Origin of the sequence: Vreelandella malpeensis (assembly GCF_020622355.1) — a bacterium.
Taxonomy (GTDB): domain Bacteria; phylum Pseudomonadota; class Gammaproteobacteria; order Pseudomonadales; family Halomonadaceae; genus Vreelandella; species Vreelandella malpeensis.
Genome location: NZ_WHVL01000007.1, coordinates 1 through 16238, shown reverse-complemented (window position 1 = coordinate 16238; position 16238 = coordinate 1). Strand labels below are relative to the sequence as shown.

The window sequence follows — 16238 nt, the reverse complement described above, 5'->3', positions numbered from 1 at the left end:
TCAGGACGGGTCGCGGTCTTTCTGCTCCTGGATGTAGCGCTCGCGGTGGGCGCTGGAGCAGAACCATTTCTCCTCGAAGCGCAGCGCCTCGCTTTCCGGCACGTGCACGTCGCACCAGCGGCAGCGCACCATGGCGCTGCCTTCGACACGCTCTGGCGGCTGCTTTTGCTGGGAAAGTTTGTGCTGGCGGTACAGGCTGTAGAGTTTCAGCCCCGCGTAGAACAGGACTGCAAAGATCAGTAGCCGAATGATCAACAGATTCATCCTTTTATCACTCTCGGGTGGAGGCGCATGGCCTTTGCCTGCGGCGGGCGCTTGCGGGACAATGGCCCGCCCGGTACGGTTGTCAGGAGGCGTTTCGAATCGCCCCTCCCATGCCTTGTTTCAGGATTCTCAAGAGATTTGAACGCCCATGCAAGATCTAACGCTGGTAATGGCCCAACTCGACCCCCTGGTAGGGGACATCCCCGGTAACGCCGCCCGCGCCATCGAAGCCGTGCGCGAGGCGCGCATCGAGCACCGAGCGGACGTGGTGGTCTTTCCCGAGCTGTTCTTGACGGGCTACCCGCCGGAGGATCTCCTGTTGAGAGCCTCGGTGGAGTCGCGCCTGGAAGCCGCCCGTGCCACCATGGCGGAGAAGGTCGCTCGCGACGTGCTGGTGATCATTGGCTACCCCGGCGTGCGCGACGGCAAGCGTTACAATCTGGCGGGCGTGCTCTACAACGGACAGTGGCAGGCGGAGTACGCCAAGCAGGCGCTGCCCAACTACCAGGTGTTCGACGAGCAGCGCTACTTCGTGCCGGGTCGCGAGCCGCTGGTGTTCGAACACAAGGGCGCCCGGCTCGGCCTTCTGATCTGCGAGGACCTGTGGGAGAGTGCCCCGATCGCGGCGGCCAAGGAAGCCGGCGCCGACGTGCTGGTGACCCTCAACGCCTCGCCCTATCATCAGGAGAAGCCCAGCGAGCGCCTGGCGCTGTTCGAGCAGCGCGCCCGCGCTGTGAACCGGCCGATCGTCTACGTCAACACCATCGGCGGTCAGGACGAGCTGGTGTTCGACGGCGGCTCGAGCGTGGTCGATGCAAACGGTGCGCTCAAGGTGCTCGCGCCCTACTGGCAGGCGGGGCTGATGCCGGTACGCTTCGTCGAGTCCGGCGGTGAGTGGGTGCCACAGGCCGGCGAGATCGAGGAGGTCGCCTCCAAGGAGGAGAGCCTCTACTGCGCGCTGGTCACCGGGCTTCGCGACTACGTCAACAAGAGCGGCTTTTCGGGTGTGGTGCTGGGGCTCTCCGGCGGTATCGATTCGGCGCTTTCGCTCGCCATCGCGGTGGACGCCCTCGGCCCGCAGCGGGTGCAGGCGGTGATGATGCCGTACCACTACACTGCGGACATCTCGAAAGAAGATGCCGCCCAGCAGGCCGAGATGCTCGGCGTCGAGTATCAGGTCATGCCTATCGCGCCGATGGTCGAGGCCTTCACCGAGACGCTAGCAGATAGCTTCGCCGGCACCGAGCGCGATACCACCGAGGAGAACCTGCAGTCGCGCTGTCGCGGCGTGCTGCTCATGGCGATCTCCAACAAGAAGGGGCTGATGGTGCTTACCACCGGCAACAAGAGCGAGATGGCGGTGGGCTATGCCACGCTCTACGGCGACATGGTCGGCGGCTACAACGCCCTCAAGGACGTCTACAAGACCGGCGTCTACAAGCTTGCACGCTGGCGCAACACCCAGTCGCCGGCGATGCCTGAGCGGGTGATCGAACGTCCGCCGAGTGCGGAGCTCGCCCCGGGCCAGCAGGACAGCGACTCGCTGCCCGGCTACGACGTGCTCGACGCGATCCTCGCCCGCTATATCGAAGGCGACATGAGCGCCGAGGCGATCATCGACGCGGGCTTCAAGAAGGCGGACGTCTACCAGGTGGTGAAACTGGTAGACCGCTGCGAGTACAAGCGCCGCCAAGCGCCAGTGGGCGTGCGTGTCACCTCGCGCGGGTTCGGGCGCGACCGCCGCTACCCCATTGTCAACGGCTGGCAGCCCGGCGACTGAGCCGCCCGCCCGACACCACATCGCTCGTCTGAAGAAAAGCCAAGCACCGTGCTTGGCTTTTTCACGTCTTGCCAGGGCTCAGAAGCTTTCCCAGGCGGGCGTCGAAGGGCCGGCTATCGCGGCGCGAGGGCCGTACGCTTTGGCATCGTCCCCAGCCAGTGAGCGGGCGGAAGTTGGCGCCATGGCGCTGGAAGCGGGCAGCTTGAACGTCTGCATGGCCTGGATGAGCTGCTGGGCGTTGTGGCGCAGCGTGTTGGCGGCGCTGGCGCTCTCGTTGACCAAGTGGGCATTGTCCTGGGTCATCTGGTCCATTTCCGATACCGCCTGGTTGATCTCGTGCACGCCGGCGCTTTGCTCGGCGCTGGCGCTGCTGATCTCGTTCATGATGACGTTGACCCGCTCGATGGCCTGGATGATCTCGTCCGTCGAGCGGCTGGCCACGTCGGCACGCTCGTTGCCATGCTTCACCCGCTCCAGATTCTTGGTGATCAGCTCGCTGATCTCCCGGGCCGCATCGGCGCTGCGCTGGGCGAGGTTGCGCACTTCGCTGGCCACCACGGCGAAGCCGCGACCGTGTTCGCCGGCGCGCGCCGCTTCTACCGAGGCGTTCAACGCCAGGATATTGGTCTGAAAGGCGATGGCATCGATGGTCGAGATGATACCGGCGATCTCCTGTGAGCTCTGGTCGAGCTCGTTCATGGTCGCTGTCATCTCGCGCACCGCCTTGCCGCCATGGCTTGCGGTGGCGCTCGCCTTTGTCGCCTCGTGGCTTGCCCGCTCGGCGTTTTCGGCGTTCAGAGTGACGGTACCGCTTAGCTGTTCCATGGCGGAGGCGGTCTGGGCCAGGGCGCTGGACTGCTGCTCGGTGCGCGAGGCGAGGTTACCGTTGCCTTCGGCGATCTGTTCGCTGTTGCTGGCCACCGCCTCGGCGCTGGCGCGCACCTTCAGCACCGTCTCCTGCAGCCGTTCGGCCATGGCGAGCTGGGAAGCCATGATGCCCTTGGCGTTCGCTGGATTTCTGCCCTCGGCGGCGGCCAGATTGCCATCGCCAATGGCGCTTGCGAACGCCTGCACCTCGAAGGGCTCCGCACCCAGCTCGCGCAGCAGCTGGCGCGATAGCCCGTACGCCATGAAGCCGCCCAACAGCAGCGCGGCCAGCGTCAGCCCCAGCATCAAGTGTTGAAAGCCCGATGCGGCGTCTCTGGCGTGAGCGGTAGCGGTATTGTTGAGCTGCTCCTGCAGGTCGATGAACCGATTGATGCGCGAAAGCCACTCGGCGTAGGCGGGGCCGGCGCGCTCGATCAAGAGCGCCTGGGCGCCGCCGATGTCGCCGGCCAGACGCGCGGCGACCACCGCTTCGGTGAGTTCCAGCGTCAGCGTTCGCTGCTCGGCGATGTCATCGAGAAAGCGCGCCTCCTGCTCTGGTCCGGGCACCTCGCGGGTGATGGCCGTCATGGCCTGGTCGGCAGCGCGGTAGTCGCCCTGCAGGCGCTGCATCTCGGCGTCGAGAACGCGATAGCGCTCGTCGGTGGTGGTGATCACGATGTCGCGCAGGGCGATAGCGCGGTCGTGGACGCTGCCGCGCCAGTTGATGGCGTAGCGCTGCTTGACGGCATTCACGTCGTTGATCTCGGTGAGATCGCGGCTGATCTGGTTGACCTGATAAATGCCGATGGCGGTCAGGGCGGCAAGACACAAAAGCAGAGTGGTGAAAGCGATAGTCAGGCGGGTGGCTATCTTCAAGTTCCGTTGGCTAGGCACGTCGTTCCCTCGATCACAATGATGACACTCATGAACCGAAGCGGTTCAAGGAGCGCGAGTTATTCTGTTTTGAGAGGAGGTTAGACGATTGTATAAAATTTGTATAAATTTTATTTGTAGCGTTTTATTGCGTACTGATCGCGATATCTTTTGTCAAATTCATTGATTCCAATGAGTTGAATGTTGACCCCGGCAGTATATCGATAATAAAACGCCCCCGGCGTATGCCGGAGGCGTCGAAGAAACGTACAGGAACGTACTGTCAGCGTTCGGAGCCGCCGTGCTTGGGCACGAAGCGCCCGCCACGCAGCTGCTCGTGGTTGGGGGCGTTCTCGCGCAGCACCGCCAGCACTTCACCGGCGCGGTCGTCCATGCCCAGCCCCTGGTAGCCTTCGACCATGGTGGCCAGGGCGTCGCGGGTGGCGTTGGCTTCGGGGAAGTTCTCGATCACCCAGCGACCGCGTTCGACGGCGGCGAGATAGGCGCCGCGGCGCAGGTAGTAGTCCGCCACGTGCAGCTCGTGCTGGGCCAGAAGCTCGCGCAGGTAGACGATGCGCTGCTGGGCGTCCGGCGCGTACTCGCTTTGCGGGAAGCGCTGGATCAGCTCACGGAAATCGTTGTAGGCGTCCCGCGAGGCGCCGAGGTCGCGCTTGGAGATGTCGATCAGGCGCAGTCGCTCGAGGCTGAAGCGCCCGGCCTGCCAGGCGGAAAGCCCGCGCAGGTAGTAGGCGTAGTCCGCCTGCGGGTGATCCGGCTGCAGGCGAATGAAGCGGCTGGCCGCAGCGCGAGCCTCTTCCCAGTCACCGTTTTCGTAGTAGGCGTAGATCAGCTCGAGCTGGGCCTGTTCCGCGTGGGCACCGAAGGGGTAGCGGGTGTCCAGGGCCTCGAGGCGCTCGATGGCGATCGGATAGCGGTTGTCCTCCAGGGCGGTGCGCGCAAGCTCGTAGAGTTCGCGCTCCTGAACGCCAGCGAACTCGCCTTGGTCCTCCTGTTCGGCATCGTTGTTGTTGCTGCTGGCACAACCTGCCAACAGGGCAAGACTAAGGGCTACGGCGCCGAAGCGGCTGGCGGTGGAGAAAACGCGCATCATCATCCTCGTTGCAAACAAGCCTCAATCACCGAAAAGCGAAGATGGCCATAAGTAGAAATGGTAGAATAGGTCGCAATCGGCCCACTATAAAACACCTTGGCGCAAAACGCAGGCATCGCCGTGTTTCACCAGGGTGCCCGTGTCTTCAAGAGGTTCTGCATGTCGCACATCATTAGAGCCACGCACCAGGTTCCAGAGACCTTGGCTGGCGCGCGGTTGGACCAGGCCGCCGCCGAGTTGTTCAGCGACTACTCCCGTGAGCGCCTGAAAACCTGGATCAATACCGGCGAGCTGACCGTGGATGGCGCCAAGGCCAAACCCAAGGCCAAGCTCCACGGGCTCGAGACGCTCACCCTCCAGGCGGCACTGGAGGAGGATACCCGCTTCGAAGCCCAGGAAATTCCGCTGGAGATCGTCTTCGAGGACGATGCGGTGATCGTGCTCGACAAGCCGGCGGGCCTGGTGGTCCACCCGGCGGCGGGCAACCCGGACGGGACGCTTCTGAATGCACTGTTGTACCACTGCCCGGCGCTTGCCGAGGTGCCGCGCGCCGGCATCGTCCATCGGCTCGACAAGGACACCACGGGGCTGATGATGGTGGCCAAGACCTTGACCGCACAGACCCGGCTAGTCGAGCAGCTCCAGGCGCGCAGCGTCTCGCGCCAGTACGACGCGGTGGTGATCGGCAGGCCCGTGTCCGGTGCCACGGTGGACGCGCCGATCGGGCGCCACCCGAAGGATCGCAAGCGTCAGGCGGTCACGGCTTCCGGCAAGCCGGCGGTGACCCACTACCGCGTGGTCGAGCGCTTTCGCGCCCACACCCACGTGCGCTGTCAGCTCGAGACCGGGCGTACCCACCAGATCCGTGTGCACATGGCCCATGCCCGCTACCCGCTGATCGGCGACCCGCTCTACGGCGGGCGCCCCAAGCTTCCGCCCGGCGCCGGCGAGTCGCTCAAGGAGATTCTGCGCGAGTTCCCGCGTCAGGCGCTGCACGCGCGCAAGCTGAGCTTCATCCATCCGCTCAGCGAGGAGGCGATGACCTTCAAGGCGGAGCTTCCCGATGATCTGCTGATGCTGTTGGATTACCTGCGCGAAGATAGCGAGACCATGCGATGAGCGATGCCATCGACCTGCGCCCCACGCTGCTGGTGCCGGACTGGCCGGCACCGAGCAGCGTGCGGGCCTTCGTGACCACCCGCGAGACCGGGCCGAGCCAGGGCGACTTCGCCGCCTTCAACCCGGCGGCCCACGTCGGCGACAATCCGGATCACGTGGCGCTGTGCCGCCGACGGCTGCAAAAGGAGATCGGCGACGACCGCCCGCTGCTGTGGCTCGATCAGGTGCACAGTGCGCGGGTACAGCAAAGCTTCCAGGAAGGCGCCCCGCAGGCGGATGCCTCTACCGTGAGCTCCGCCGACTACGCCTGCGTGGTGCTTACCGCCGACTGCCTGCCGGTGCTGTTCTGCAATCGTCAGGGCACCCAGGTGGCGGTGGCCCACGCCGGCTGGCGCGGACTCGCCAGCGGCGTGCTCGAGGCGACGGTAGCGGCAATGAACTGCGCCGCCGACGATATCCTGGTGTGGCTGGGCCCGGCGATCTCCAACGCCCAGTTCGAGGTGGGACCGGAGGTGTTCGGCGCCTTCGTCGGCGCCCAGCCGGAAAGCGCGGAGGCCTTCGAGCACAGCCCCTACCGGCTCAACCACTACATGGCGGATCTCTACCGGCTGGCGCGCTTTCGCCTCGAGGCCCTGGGAATCCACCACATCAGCGGCGGACACTTCTGCACCGCCTGCGAATCGCGCTTCTACTCCTACCGGCGCGACTCCGGACGTACCGGGCGCATGGCGAGCGTCATCTGGCTCGCCGAACGCTCCGCCTGAACGCCATTTTCCCGCCCGGCGACTCTTGAAAGCTTGTCAGGCTGACACCATTTAATTTGTCAAGCCAAACCTCTTGGTAAATTGAACATCGTCAGGGGCACGCCGCGCGTCCAAGTGCGCGGCCATCCCGGGAGAACGCCATGCGATTCGATAAATTCACCGCCAAGCTCCAGTCCGCCATCGCCGATGCGCAGTCGCTCGCTGTCGGCCAGGGTCATAACCAGCTCGAGCCGGTCCACTTGCTGCTCTCGTTGCTCGATGCCCGCGACACCGGCATCAAGGCGCTGATCGAGAAGGCCCATGGGTCGAGTTCGCGCCTGCGCGACGCGCTCAAGCGCCAGCTCGACGACCTGCCCAAGGTCAGCCAGTTCGACGGCGACGTGCAGCCTTCCCGCGAGCTGATCAAGCTTTTCAACCTCACCGACCGCGAAGCGCAAAAGCGCGGCGACCAGTTCATCGCAAGCGAGCTGGTGCTGCTCGCCGCGCTGGACGCGGGCGGCGGCGCGGCCAAGGCGCTGAAGGAGGCGGGCCTCGAGCGTAAAAAACTCGAAAGTGCCATCGAGGGCCTGCGCGGTGGCGCGAGCGTCGATGACGCCAACGCCGAGGATCAGCGCGAGGCGCTCGACAAGTACACCCTCGATCTCACCCAGCGGGCACTTGACGGCAAGCTCGATCCGGTGATCGGCCGCGACGACGAGATTCGCCGCACCATCCAGGTGCTCCAGCGGCGCACCAAGAACAACCCGGTGCTGATCGGCGAGCCTGGCGTTGGCAAGACCGCCATCGTCGAAGGCCTGGCCCAACGCATCGTCAACGGCGAAGTGCCGGAAGGGCTCAAGGACAAGCGCGTGCTATCGCTGGACATGGGCTCCTTGCTTGCCGGCGCCAAGTTTCGCGGCGAGTTCGAAGAGCGCCTGAAGGCGGTGCTCAAGGAGCTCTCCCAGGAAGAGGGCCGGGTGATCCTGTTCATCGACGAGCTGCACACTATGGTCGGCGCCGGCAAGGCCGAAGGCGCGATGGATGCGGGCAACATGTTGAAGCCCGCGCTTGCCCGGGGTGAGTTGCACTGCGTCGGCGCGACGACGCTCGATGAGTACCGCCAGTACATCGAAAAGGATGCGGCGCTGGAGCGCCGCTTCCAGAAGGTGCTGGTCGACGAGCCCTCGGAAGAGGACACCGTGGCGATCCTGCGCGGCTTGAAAGAGCGCTACGAGGTGCATCACGGCGTGGCGATCACAGATTCCGCGATCATCGCGGCGGCCAAACTCTCGACCCGCTACATCACCGACCGCCAGTTGCCGGATAAAGCCATCGACCTGATCGACGAGGCTGCCTCGCGCATTCGCATGGAGCTCGACTCCAAACCCGAGGAGATGGACCGCCTCGATCGGCGCCTGATCCAGCTCAAGATGGAGCGCGAGGCGCTCAAGAAGGAGACCGACGAGGCGACGAAGAAACGTCTCGAGGCGTTGAACGACCACATTTTTGATCTCGAGCGCGAGTATGCCGACCTCGACGAGATCTGGAAGGCCGAGAAGGCCAGCATCCAGGGCGCGGCCCAGTTCAAGGCGGAGCTCGAGCAGGCGCGCACGGACCTCGAGCAGGCTCGCCGCCAGGGCGATCTCGGCCGCATGTCGGAAATCCAGTACGGCCGGATTCCCGAGCTCGAGAAGAAGATTCTCGAGAGCGGCGAGGGCGAGGCGGATACCGCCAGCCACCGGCTCTTGCGCTCCAACGTCACCGAAGAGGAGATCGCCGAAGTGGTGTCGCGCTGGACCGGCATTCCGGTCTCGAAGATGCTCGAAGGCGAGCGCGACAAGCTCTTGCGCATGGAAGAGGCGCTGCACGAGCGGGTCATCGGCCAGGACGAGGCGGTCGAGGCGGTGGCCAACGCGGTGCGCCGCTCCCGGGCCGGGCTTGCCGACCCCCACCGGCCCAACGGCTCGTTCCTGTTTCTCGGCCCGACCGGGGTGGGCAAGACCGAGCTTTGCAAGTCGCTGGCCAACTTCCTCTTCGATACCGAGGAGGCGATGGTGCGCATCGACATGTCCGAGTTCATGGAGAAGCACTCCGTGGCGCGGCTGATCGGCGCGCCTCCCGGCTACGTCGGCTTCGAGCAGGGCGGCTACCTGACCGAAGCCGTACGCCGCAAGCCCTACTCGGTGCTGTTGCTCGACGAGGTGGAGAAGGCTCATCCGGATGTGTTCAACATCCTCTTGCAGGTGCTCGAAGATGGACGGCTGACCGACGGCCAGGGCCGCACGGTGGATTTCCGCAACACCGTGATCGTGATGACCTCGAACATGGGCTCGGACATCATCCAGCGCATGGGCGGCGAAAGCGGAGGCGACGCGGGCTATGAAACGATGCGAAGCGCGGTGATGGAAGTCGTCGGCAATCACTTCCGCCCGGAGCTGATCAATCGCATCGACGAGGTGGTGGTGTTCCACGCCCTCGGCCAGGAGCAGATCCAGGCGATCGCCTCGATCCAGCTCGAGCGCCTGAAGGCGCGCCTCGCCGAGCACGGCCTGAGCCTTGCGATCAGCGACGAGGCGATGGCGCAGCTCGCGGTGGTCGGCTTCGACCCGGTGTTCGGGGCGCGCCCGCTCAAGCGCGCGATCCAGAGCCGCATCGAGAATCCGTTGGCTCAGGATCTGCTCGCCGGCAGGTACGCCCCGGGCGACACCGTGCATATTCGCGCCGAAGACGATCATCTGGTTTTCGACTGATCGAACCGCTATGCGTGATCAGGCCCGCCGCCTTGCGGCGGGCTTTTTTGTGCGCGGCCCGCACCCGCCTGTTTGATCGTTGGTATATCGTTATGCACGATGCGCTGTTCAAAGGCCCGCGCCTGTGGTTGACAGCTTCGAGGCGTTAATGGAACCTTAGGGGTTCCTGATTTGCGGACGCGGAATCCACGGGTAACCCCCCATCCCCGCGTGAAGGGTAGGCCTTGTTTGCCTCTACCCGCCGAAGGACTTCCGGGCCCAGGTCAACCGCCTGGCCTGGCCAATGCCCCGACGCGGTGAACCGCCGCGATAAGGAAGCGGCTTTCTGGCCTTTTCCGATGAGAGTGCAGGCCCCAACCGGGCCGTATGCCAGGGTTTGGCATCAGGTGTCGGCACCGCCGGCAGCGGCATACCGCCGCACTCGACCCCGCAGAACGCTGCGGATCGCACTCGAGACCTCCAGGGGAGAATTACTGTGGAATTGCTTTCCGGCGCAGACATGATCGCCCGCTTCTTGAAAGACGAGGGCGTTGAGTACATCTATGGGTATCCGGGCGGGGCCGCGCTGCATATTTATGACGCGCTCTTCCGCCAGGACGACGTCAAGCACATCCTGGTGCGCCACGAGCAGGCCGCGACCCACGCCGCCGACGGCTATGCGCGCGCCTCCGGCAAGCCCGGCGTGGTGCTCGTCACCTCCGGGCCTGGTGCAACCAACGCTGTGACCGGCATTGCCACCGCCTATATGGATTCGATTCCGATGGTGGTGCTGTGTGGTCAGGTCATGAGCCACCTGATCGGCGACGACGCTTTCCAGGAAACCGACATCGTCGGCGTGACCCGCCCGATCGTGAAGCACAGCTTCTCGATCCGTCACCCAAGCGAAATTCCGGAAGTGCTGAAAAAGGCCTTCTACCTCGCTTCGACCGGCCGGCCCGGCCCGGTGGTGGTGGACATCCCGAAGGACATGACCGCCCCGACCGAGCGCTACGAGTACGTTTACCCGAAAAAGGTCAAGCTGCGCTCCTACAACCCAGTGACCCGCGGCCATACCGGCCAGATCAAGAAGGCCGTCGAGCTCATGCTCAAGGCCAAGCGCCCGGTGTTCTACACCGGCGGCGGCGTGGTGACCGGTTGTGCCAGCGAAGGCCTGACGGATCTGGTCAAGAAGCTCGGCTTTCCGATCACCACTACGCTCATGGGCATCGGCGCCTACCCGCAAAGCGACAAGCAGTGCCTCGGGTGGCTCGGCATGCACGGCTCTTATGAGTCCAACATGGCCATGCATCACGCGGATCTGATTATTGCCATTGGCGCGCGCTTCGATGACCGGGTGACCAACAACACCTCGAAGTTCTGCCCCACGGCGAAGATCATCCACGTCGACGTCGACCCGAGCTCGGTCTCCAAGACCGTGCGCGCGGACGTGCCGATCGTCGGCCCTGCCGGCAGCGTCATCGACGAGATGATCAGCCTGGTGCAGGGGCGCACGGTGGAAAATGCGGGCGCGCTCACCGAGTGGTGGGAGAAGATCGACGGCTGGCGAGGAGAGCGCGAAGGCAAGCTTTACGAGCCCTCGAAAACCGGCGAAGCGCTCAAGCCACAGGAAGTGGTCGAGGCGGTCTGCCGCGTGACCCGGGGTGAGGCGTTCGTCACCACGGACGTGGGTCAGCACCAGATGTTCGCGGCTCAGTACTACAAGTTCGACAAGCCCAACCGGCTGATCACCTCCGGGGGGTTGGGCACCATGGGCTTCGGCTTCCCGGCGGCCATGGGCGTGAAGATGAGCTACCCCGACGACGACGTGGTGTGCATCACCGGTGAAGGCAGCTTCCAGATGATGATGCAGGAGCTCTCGACCTGTAAGCAGTACGGGGTGGGGGTGAAGATCGTCAACCTGAACAACCAGTCGCTCGGCATGGTGCGCCAGTGGCAGGACTTGAACTACAAGTCGCGCCACGCCCACTCCTACATGGAATCCCTGCCGGACTTTCACATGCTGATCGAGGCCTACGGCTTCACCGCGATCACCGTGACCACGAAAGAGGAGCTCGCGCCTGCGCTCGAGCGGGCGTTCGCCGACAAGCACGAGCTGGTCTTTCTCGACATCAAGGTCGATCCCTTCGAGCACGTCTATCCGATGCAAGTGCCGCTCGGCGCGATGCGTGACATGCTGCTGTCCAAAACGGAGCGTACCTGATGCGTCATATCATCTCGATTCTGCTGGAAAACGAACCGGGTGCACTGTCACGGGTGGTTGGGTTGTTCTCCCAGCGTAACTACAACATCGAAACCCTCAACGTTGCCCCGACCGAGGACCCGTCGCTGTCACGCCTGACGGTCACCACCATCGGCGACGACCGGGTGATCGAGCAGATCACCAAGCATCTCAACAAGCTGATCGACGTGGTCAAGCTGGTCGATCTGACCGAGGGTAACCACATCGAGCGCGAGCTGATGCTGGTCAAGGTGAAGGCGCTGGGGGCGGCCCGCGACGAGGTCAAGCGCACCGTGGACATCTTCCGCGCGCAGATCGTCGACGTCACGCCGAGTCTCTACACCGTGCAGATCACCGGCGACGCCGCCAAGCTCGATGCCTTCCTGCAGGCCATGGCGCCGGTGGGCATTCTCGAAGTGGCGCGCACCGGGGTTTCCGGTATCGCCCGCGGCGACAAGGTGCTGTCGCTCTAAGTCAGAAGCTCGCGACCGGCCGCCCTTCGGGGCGGCTTTTTTGTGCGCGCACGGCATAAAAAGCGCTCATCGCTCGCTGACCGTGGCCCAGAACGCATCGATCATCGGCGTCTTGAGCCGCCGGTTGAGCACGCACAGCCCGACGTCGTAGTGGGGCAGCTCCGGTTTCACCGAAAGCACCTGCACGCGCTCGGCGAGCGGGCTGTTCTCCAGCACGATTCTGGGCACCACGCCCACGCCAAAGCCCAGCCCCACCATGCTGACGATCGCTTCGTGGCCGGCCACCTGGGCGTAGATACGCGGCGCCACGCCCATCGCCTTGAACCAGGTGTTGGCGTACTCGCGCGAAAGCCCGGCTTCCGAGAGGATCATCGGCACCCGGCGCCACTGCTCGGCGGTGGAGCTCTCCGGCGCCTCGGGCAGCCAGTCGTAGGGCTGGGTGGGGGCGATGAACAGAAGCGGCGAGCGGGTGAGCGACTTGAAGGTCAGAGCCGTGGGGGGAATGCGCGGGCGCGGGGTGATCGCCATGTCGTCCTGGCCCTCGAGCACTCGGGCCATCGCCTCGGCGGGGTCGCCGGTGTGCAGCTTGAGCTCGATGCCGGGGTGGCGCAGGCGCACGTCGCTCAAGAGCTCGTAGAGGAAGCTGTAGCTGGCGGTCACCGAGCAGTAGATGCTGATCTCGCCGTGAAGCTCCGTGGCATCTGCTGCGAGGGTGCGCTTTTGTAGCTCCCACTGCTCCAAGGCTTCCTGGGCGTAGCGCAGGAAGGTCTCTCCTTGGGGCGTCACGGTAACGTGACGGTTGTCACGTTCGAACAGCCGCGTGCCGAGTTCGCTCTCGAGCTGGCGGATCGAGCGGCTCAGCGTCGAGGGGCTGAGATGACAAAGCTCGCTGGCACGGCCGAAGTGGCGCGTCTCGCCCAGGGCCAGCGCATGTTTGAGCAGGCGAAAATCCATTCGGGTCTCGGCGTTTCATTTTGTGAAATAGTGTCTTGCAAATATAGCGTTTTACGCAACGAAGCGGTAGGCGTAGAGTCTTCTTAAACGCCGCATCCTAGCGCCACACGAGATGGCGCAGGTGGCCGTCAACGCTGACACCGCTACAACGATACCGCTCGTTCACGACTTCTGGAGACGCACCATGCACGTTTACTACGACAAAGATTGCGACCTGTCCTTGATCCAGGCCAAGAAGGTCACGATCGTCGGCTACGGCTCCCAGGGCCACGCCCACGCCAACAACCTGAAAGAGTCCGGCGTCGACGTGACCGTGGCGCTGCGCAAGGGCTCCTCGTCCGCCGCCAAGGCGGAAGCCGCGGGTCTCAAGGTGGCAAGCGTGCCGGAAGCGTGCAAGAGCGCCGACGTGGTGATGATTCTCGCTCCGGACGAGAACCAGAAAACCATCTATGAAAACGAAGTGGAACCGAACCTGAAGGAGGGCGCCACCCTCGCTTTCGCTCACGGTTTCAACATCCACTACAACCAGATCGAGCCGCGCAAGGATCTCGACGTCATCATGATCGCGCCGAAGGCGCCGGGCCACACCGTGCGCTCCGAGTTCGTCAAGGGCGGCGGCATTCCGGACCTGATCGCGATCCACCAGGACGCCTCGGGCAACGCCAAGGAGCTCGCGCTCTCTTATGCCGCCGGCGTCGGCGGTGGCCGCAGCGGCATCATCGAGACCACTTTCAAGGACGAGACCGAAACCGATCTGTTCGGCGAGCAGGCGGTACTCTGCGGCGGCGCCGTCGAGCTGGTCAAGGCTGGCTTCGAGACCCTGACCGAAGCGGGCTATGCGCCGGAAATGGCTTACTTCGAGTGTCTGCACGAACTCAAGCTGATCGTCGATCTCATGTACGAAGGCGGCATCGCCAACATGAACTACTCGATCTCCAACAATGCGGAGTACGGCGAGTACGTGACCGGTCAGGAAGTCATCAACGACCAATCCCGCGCCGCGATGCGCAACGCCCTCAAGCGCATCCAGACCGGCGAGTACGCCAAGATGTTCATCAGCGAAGGCAACAGCAACTATCCGTCGATGACCGCGCGTCGCCGCTTGAACGCCGAGCACGAGATCGAGCAGGTCGGTGCCAAGCTTCGCGGCATGATGCCGTGGATCGCCGCCAACCAGCTGGTCGACAAGAGCAAGAACTGATCCCCCGGGTCGGGTGGCAGTGAAAAGCGGGGTGCGTCGATCGCACCCCGCTTTGCGTTATGCTGGCGCGCCGATAGCCATGGTCGCGGCCTGGGTAGCGTGTAGAATGAAACTCTGTCACTCACGACTTCACCCAAGGGACGACGAACATGACTCAGGATGCGCGCGATCAAGAGCCCGGCCATACGCCGCCGCCTTACAATCCTCACAACGATACCGATTCGGTCAGCAACGAGGATCTCGCCACGGCGTTTCTGCGCGAGACCGAAGTCGTCGAAGAAGCGGTGGAAGATGGCAAGAAGATTCGCCGCAAGGGGATCTATCTGCTGCCCAACCTGTTCACCACCTCCGCGCTCTTCTCGGGATTCTTCGCCGTGGTCGCCGGCATCAACGGTGAGTTCAGCGCTGCGGCCGTCGCCATCTTCATCGCCATGGTGCTCGATGGCCTCGACGGGCGCGTGGCGCGCATGACCAATACCCAGAGCGCCTTCGGGGCGGAATACGACAGCCTCGCGGACATGATCTCGTTTGGCATGGCGCCGGCGCTGGTGGCGTTCACCTGGATTCTGCAGGATATCGGCAAGACCGGCTGGGTCGTCGCCTTTCTGTACGTCGCCTGCGCCGCGCTGCGCCTGGCGCGCTTCAACGTGCAGATCGGCAGCACCGACAAGAAATGGTTCATCGGCCTGCCCAGCCCGTCGGCAGCCGCGGTGGTGGCGGCCAGTGTCTGGACTTTCCACAGCTTCGATGCCGATGCCTTCGGCTTCAAGCTGCTGATGCTGGTGGTGGTCGGCGCGGCGGGCGTGCTGATGGTCAGCAACATTCGCTACTACAGCTTCAAGGACCTCGATTTCAAGAAGCCGGTACCTTTCGTGGTGCTGCTCGCGGTAGTGCTCGGGTTCGTGATGATCTCTGTGGAGCCTTCGGTCATGCTGCTATTGCTGTTCGGCGCCTACGTGCTCTCCGGCCCCATCTACGCCGGCATGCGCAAGGCCAAGCGTACCGGCGAAGCGACCAAGCCTTGAATGTTTCGGTGCTTGAGTGATCTTTTCTGAAAAAGCCCTTGCACTCCCGGCAGCGAATCCGTAAAGTACGCATCCGCTGCCGGGGATGCCCAGCGTTTCCAGCGGTGAAGAAGGGTAAAACCCTCGGTTTGTCAGGAGGTTAGCGAGATGTTCGAGGCTGACGTCCATCGCGAAATCAGCGGTTGACAAACACCATGGAATGCGTAGAATACGCCTTCCTCGCTGAGGCAAGCGGCTCCGGTCATCGAGCCAATGTCGAGCTTCAGCGAATCGCTCTTTAAAAATATGATCAGGTAATTCATGTGGGCGTTTGCCGATGAGGGTGACAAGTCACCAAATATCAAGGCAGACGAACACGGCGATACTCTTCCTATCGCTACTTTTCAAGTAGCGTTGTGGAATCAGTATCACAGTAACTTCGTTTGAACCTTGAGCCAAGTTTGATCCGCTTTTGTTGTCTTCGGACGACATGCAAGGATCACATCGATCTTAAACTGAAGAGTTTGATCATGGCTCAGATTGAACGCTGGCGGCAGGCTTAACACATGCAAGTCGAGCGGTAACAGGGGAAGCTTGCTTCCCGCTGACGAGCGGCGGACGGGTGAGTAATGCATAGGAATCTGCCCGGTAGTGGGGGATAACCTGGGGAAACCCAGGCTAATACCGCATACGTCCTACGGGAGAAAGGGGGCTTCGGCTCCCGCTATCGGATGAGCCTATGTCGGATTAGCTAGTTGGTGGGGTAACGGCCCACCAAGGCGACGATCCGTAGCTGGTCTGAGAGGATGATCAGCCACATCGGGACTGAGACACGGCCCGAACTCCTACGGGAGGCAGCAGTGGGGAATATTGGACAATGG

12 protein-coding genes and 1 rRNA gene are annotated in these 16238 nt (G+C 63.5%); 9 read left to right on the top strand and 4 right to left on the bottom strand.

The features are described from left to right. On the bottom strand, positions 1-264 hold the full coding sequence (locus GEV37_RS15015) for a PP0621 family protein (protein ID WP_227391087.1): 264 nt from the start codon (positions 262-264) through the stop codon (positions 1-3). Positions 265-412: 148 nt separating this feature from the next. Between GEV37_RS15015 and GEV37_RS15010 the strand changes: the two genes are divergently transcribed. Then, positions 413-2044 carry an NAD+ synthase gene (locus tag GEV37_RS15010; RefSeq protein ID WP_227391086.1) on the top strand — a complete coding sequence of 544 codons (1632 nt, stop codon included), beginning with the start codon at positions 413-415 and terminating at the stop codon, positions 2042-2044. A gap of 78 nt (positions 2045-2122) precedes the next feature. Here GEV37_RS15010 and GEV37_RS15005 read toward each other — a convergent pair whose 3' ends face one another. Further along, positions 2123-3805: a methyl-accepting chemotaxis protein gene (locus GEV37_RS15005; RefSeq protein WP_227391085.1), complete on the bottom strand. Its 1683-nt coding sequence runs from the start codon at positions 3803-3805 to the stop codon at positions 2123-2125. A 262-nt stretch (positions 3806-4067) separates the two neighbouring features. Beyond that, positions 4068-4892, bottom strand: coding sequence for an outer membrane protein assembly factor BamD (locus tag GEV37_RS15000; RefSeq protein WP_227391084.1), 825 nt, complete (start codon positions 4890-4892; stop codon positions 4068-4070). 162 nt (positions 4893-5054) lie between these two features. Here GEV37_RS15000 and rluD point away from each other — a divergent pair, with 162 nt between their 5' ends. From rluD to ilvN, 5 genes are all read left to right on the top strand, one after another. Next, on the top strand, positions 5055-6014 hold the full coding sequence (rluD, locus tag GEV37_RS14995; protein ID WP_227391083.1) for a 23S rRNA pseudouridine(1911/1915/1917) synthase RluD: 960 nt from the start codon (positions 5055-5057) through the stop codon (positions 6012-6014). Beyond that, positions 6011-6778 carry a peptidoglycan editing factor PgeF gene (gene pgeF / locus GEV37_RS14990; RefSeq protein WP_227391082.1) on the top strand — a complete coding sequence of 256 codons (768 nt, stop codon included), beginning with the start codon at positions 6011-6013 and terminating at the stop codon, positions 6776-6778. The genes rluD and pgeF overlap by 4 nt, the downstream gene beginning before the upstream one ends. Positions 6779-6918: 140 nt before the next feature. Then, entirely contained in the window at positions 6919-9507 is a 2589-nt protein-coding gene (gene clpB / locus GEV37_RS14985) for an ATP-dependent chaperone ClpB (protein ID WP_227391081.1), read from the top strand. Between the two features lie 475 nt (positions 9508-9982). Then, positions 9983-11707, top strand: coding sequence for an acetolactate synthase 3 large subunit (locus tag GEV37_RS14980; protein ID WP_227391080.1), 1725 nt, complete (start codon positions 9983-9985; stop codon positions 11705-11707). Then, a complete protein-coding gene (gene ilvN, locus GEV37_RS14975) occupies positions 11707-12198 on the top strand; it encodes an acetolactate synthase small subunit (protein WP_227391079.1) in 492 nt (163 codons plus the stop codon). Before GEV37_RS14980 ends, ilvN begins: the two co-directional genes overlap by 1 nt. 66 nt (positions 12199-12264) lie before the next feature. Here the strand turns inward: ilvN and ilvY are convergent, their stop codons facing one another. Further along, positions 12265-13152, bottom strand: a complete 888-nt coding sequence (gene ilvY / locus GEV37_RS14970; protein WP_227391078.1) for an HTH-type transcriptional activator IlvY — start codon at positions 13150-13152, stop codon at positions 12265-12267. 184 nt (positions 13153-13336) lie between these two features. On the opposite strand from ilvY, the gene ilvC reads away from it, so the two are divergent. The 3 genes from ilvC to GEV37_RS14955 form a co-directional block, all read left to right on the top strand. Next, positions 13337-14353: a ketol-acid reductoisomerase gene (ilvC, locus tag GEV37_RS14965; protein ID WP_227391077.1), complete on the top strand. Its 1017-nt coding sequence runs from the start codon at positions 13337-13339 to the stop codon at positions 14351-14353. A gap of 149 nt (positions 14354-14502) precedes the next feature. After that, positions 14503-15378 (top strand): CDP-diacylglycerol--serine O-phosphatidyltransferase, encoded by an 876-nt coding sequence (gene pssA, locus GEV37_RS14960; protein WP_227391076.1) that lies wholly within the window; start codon positions 14503-14505, stop codon positions 15376-15378. Between the two features lie 491 nt (positions 15379-15869). Further along, positions 15870-16238: ribosomal RNA gene (locus GEV37_RS14955) — 16S ribosomal RNA — on the top strand; the annotation flags it as partial.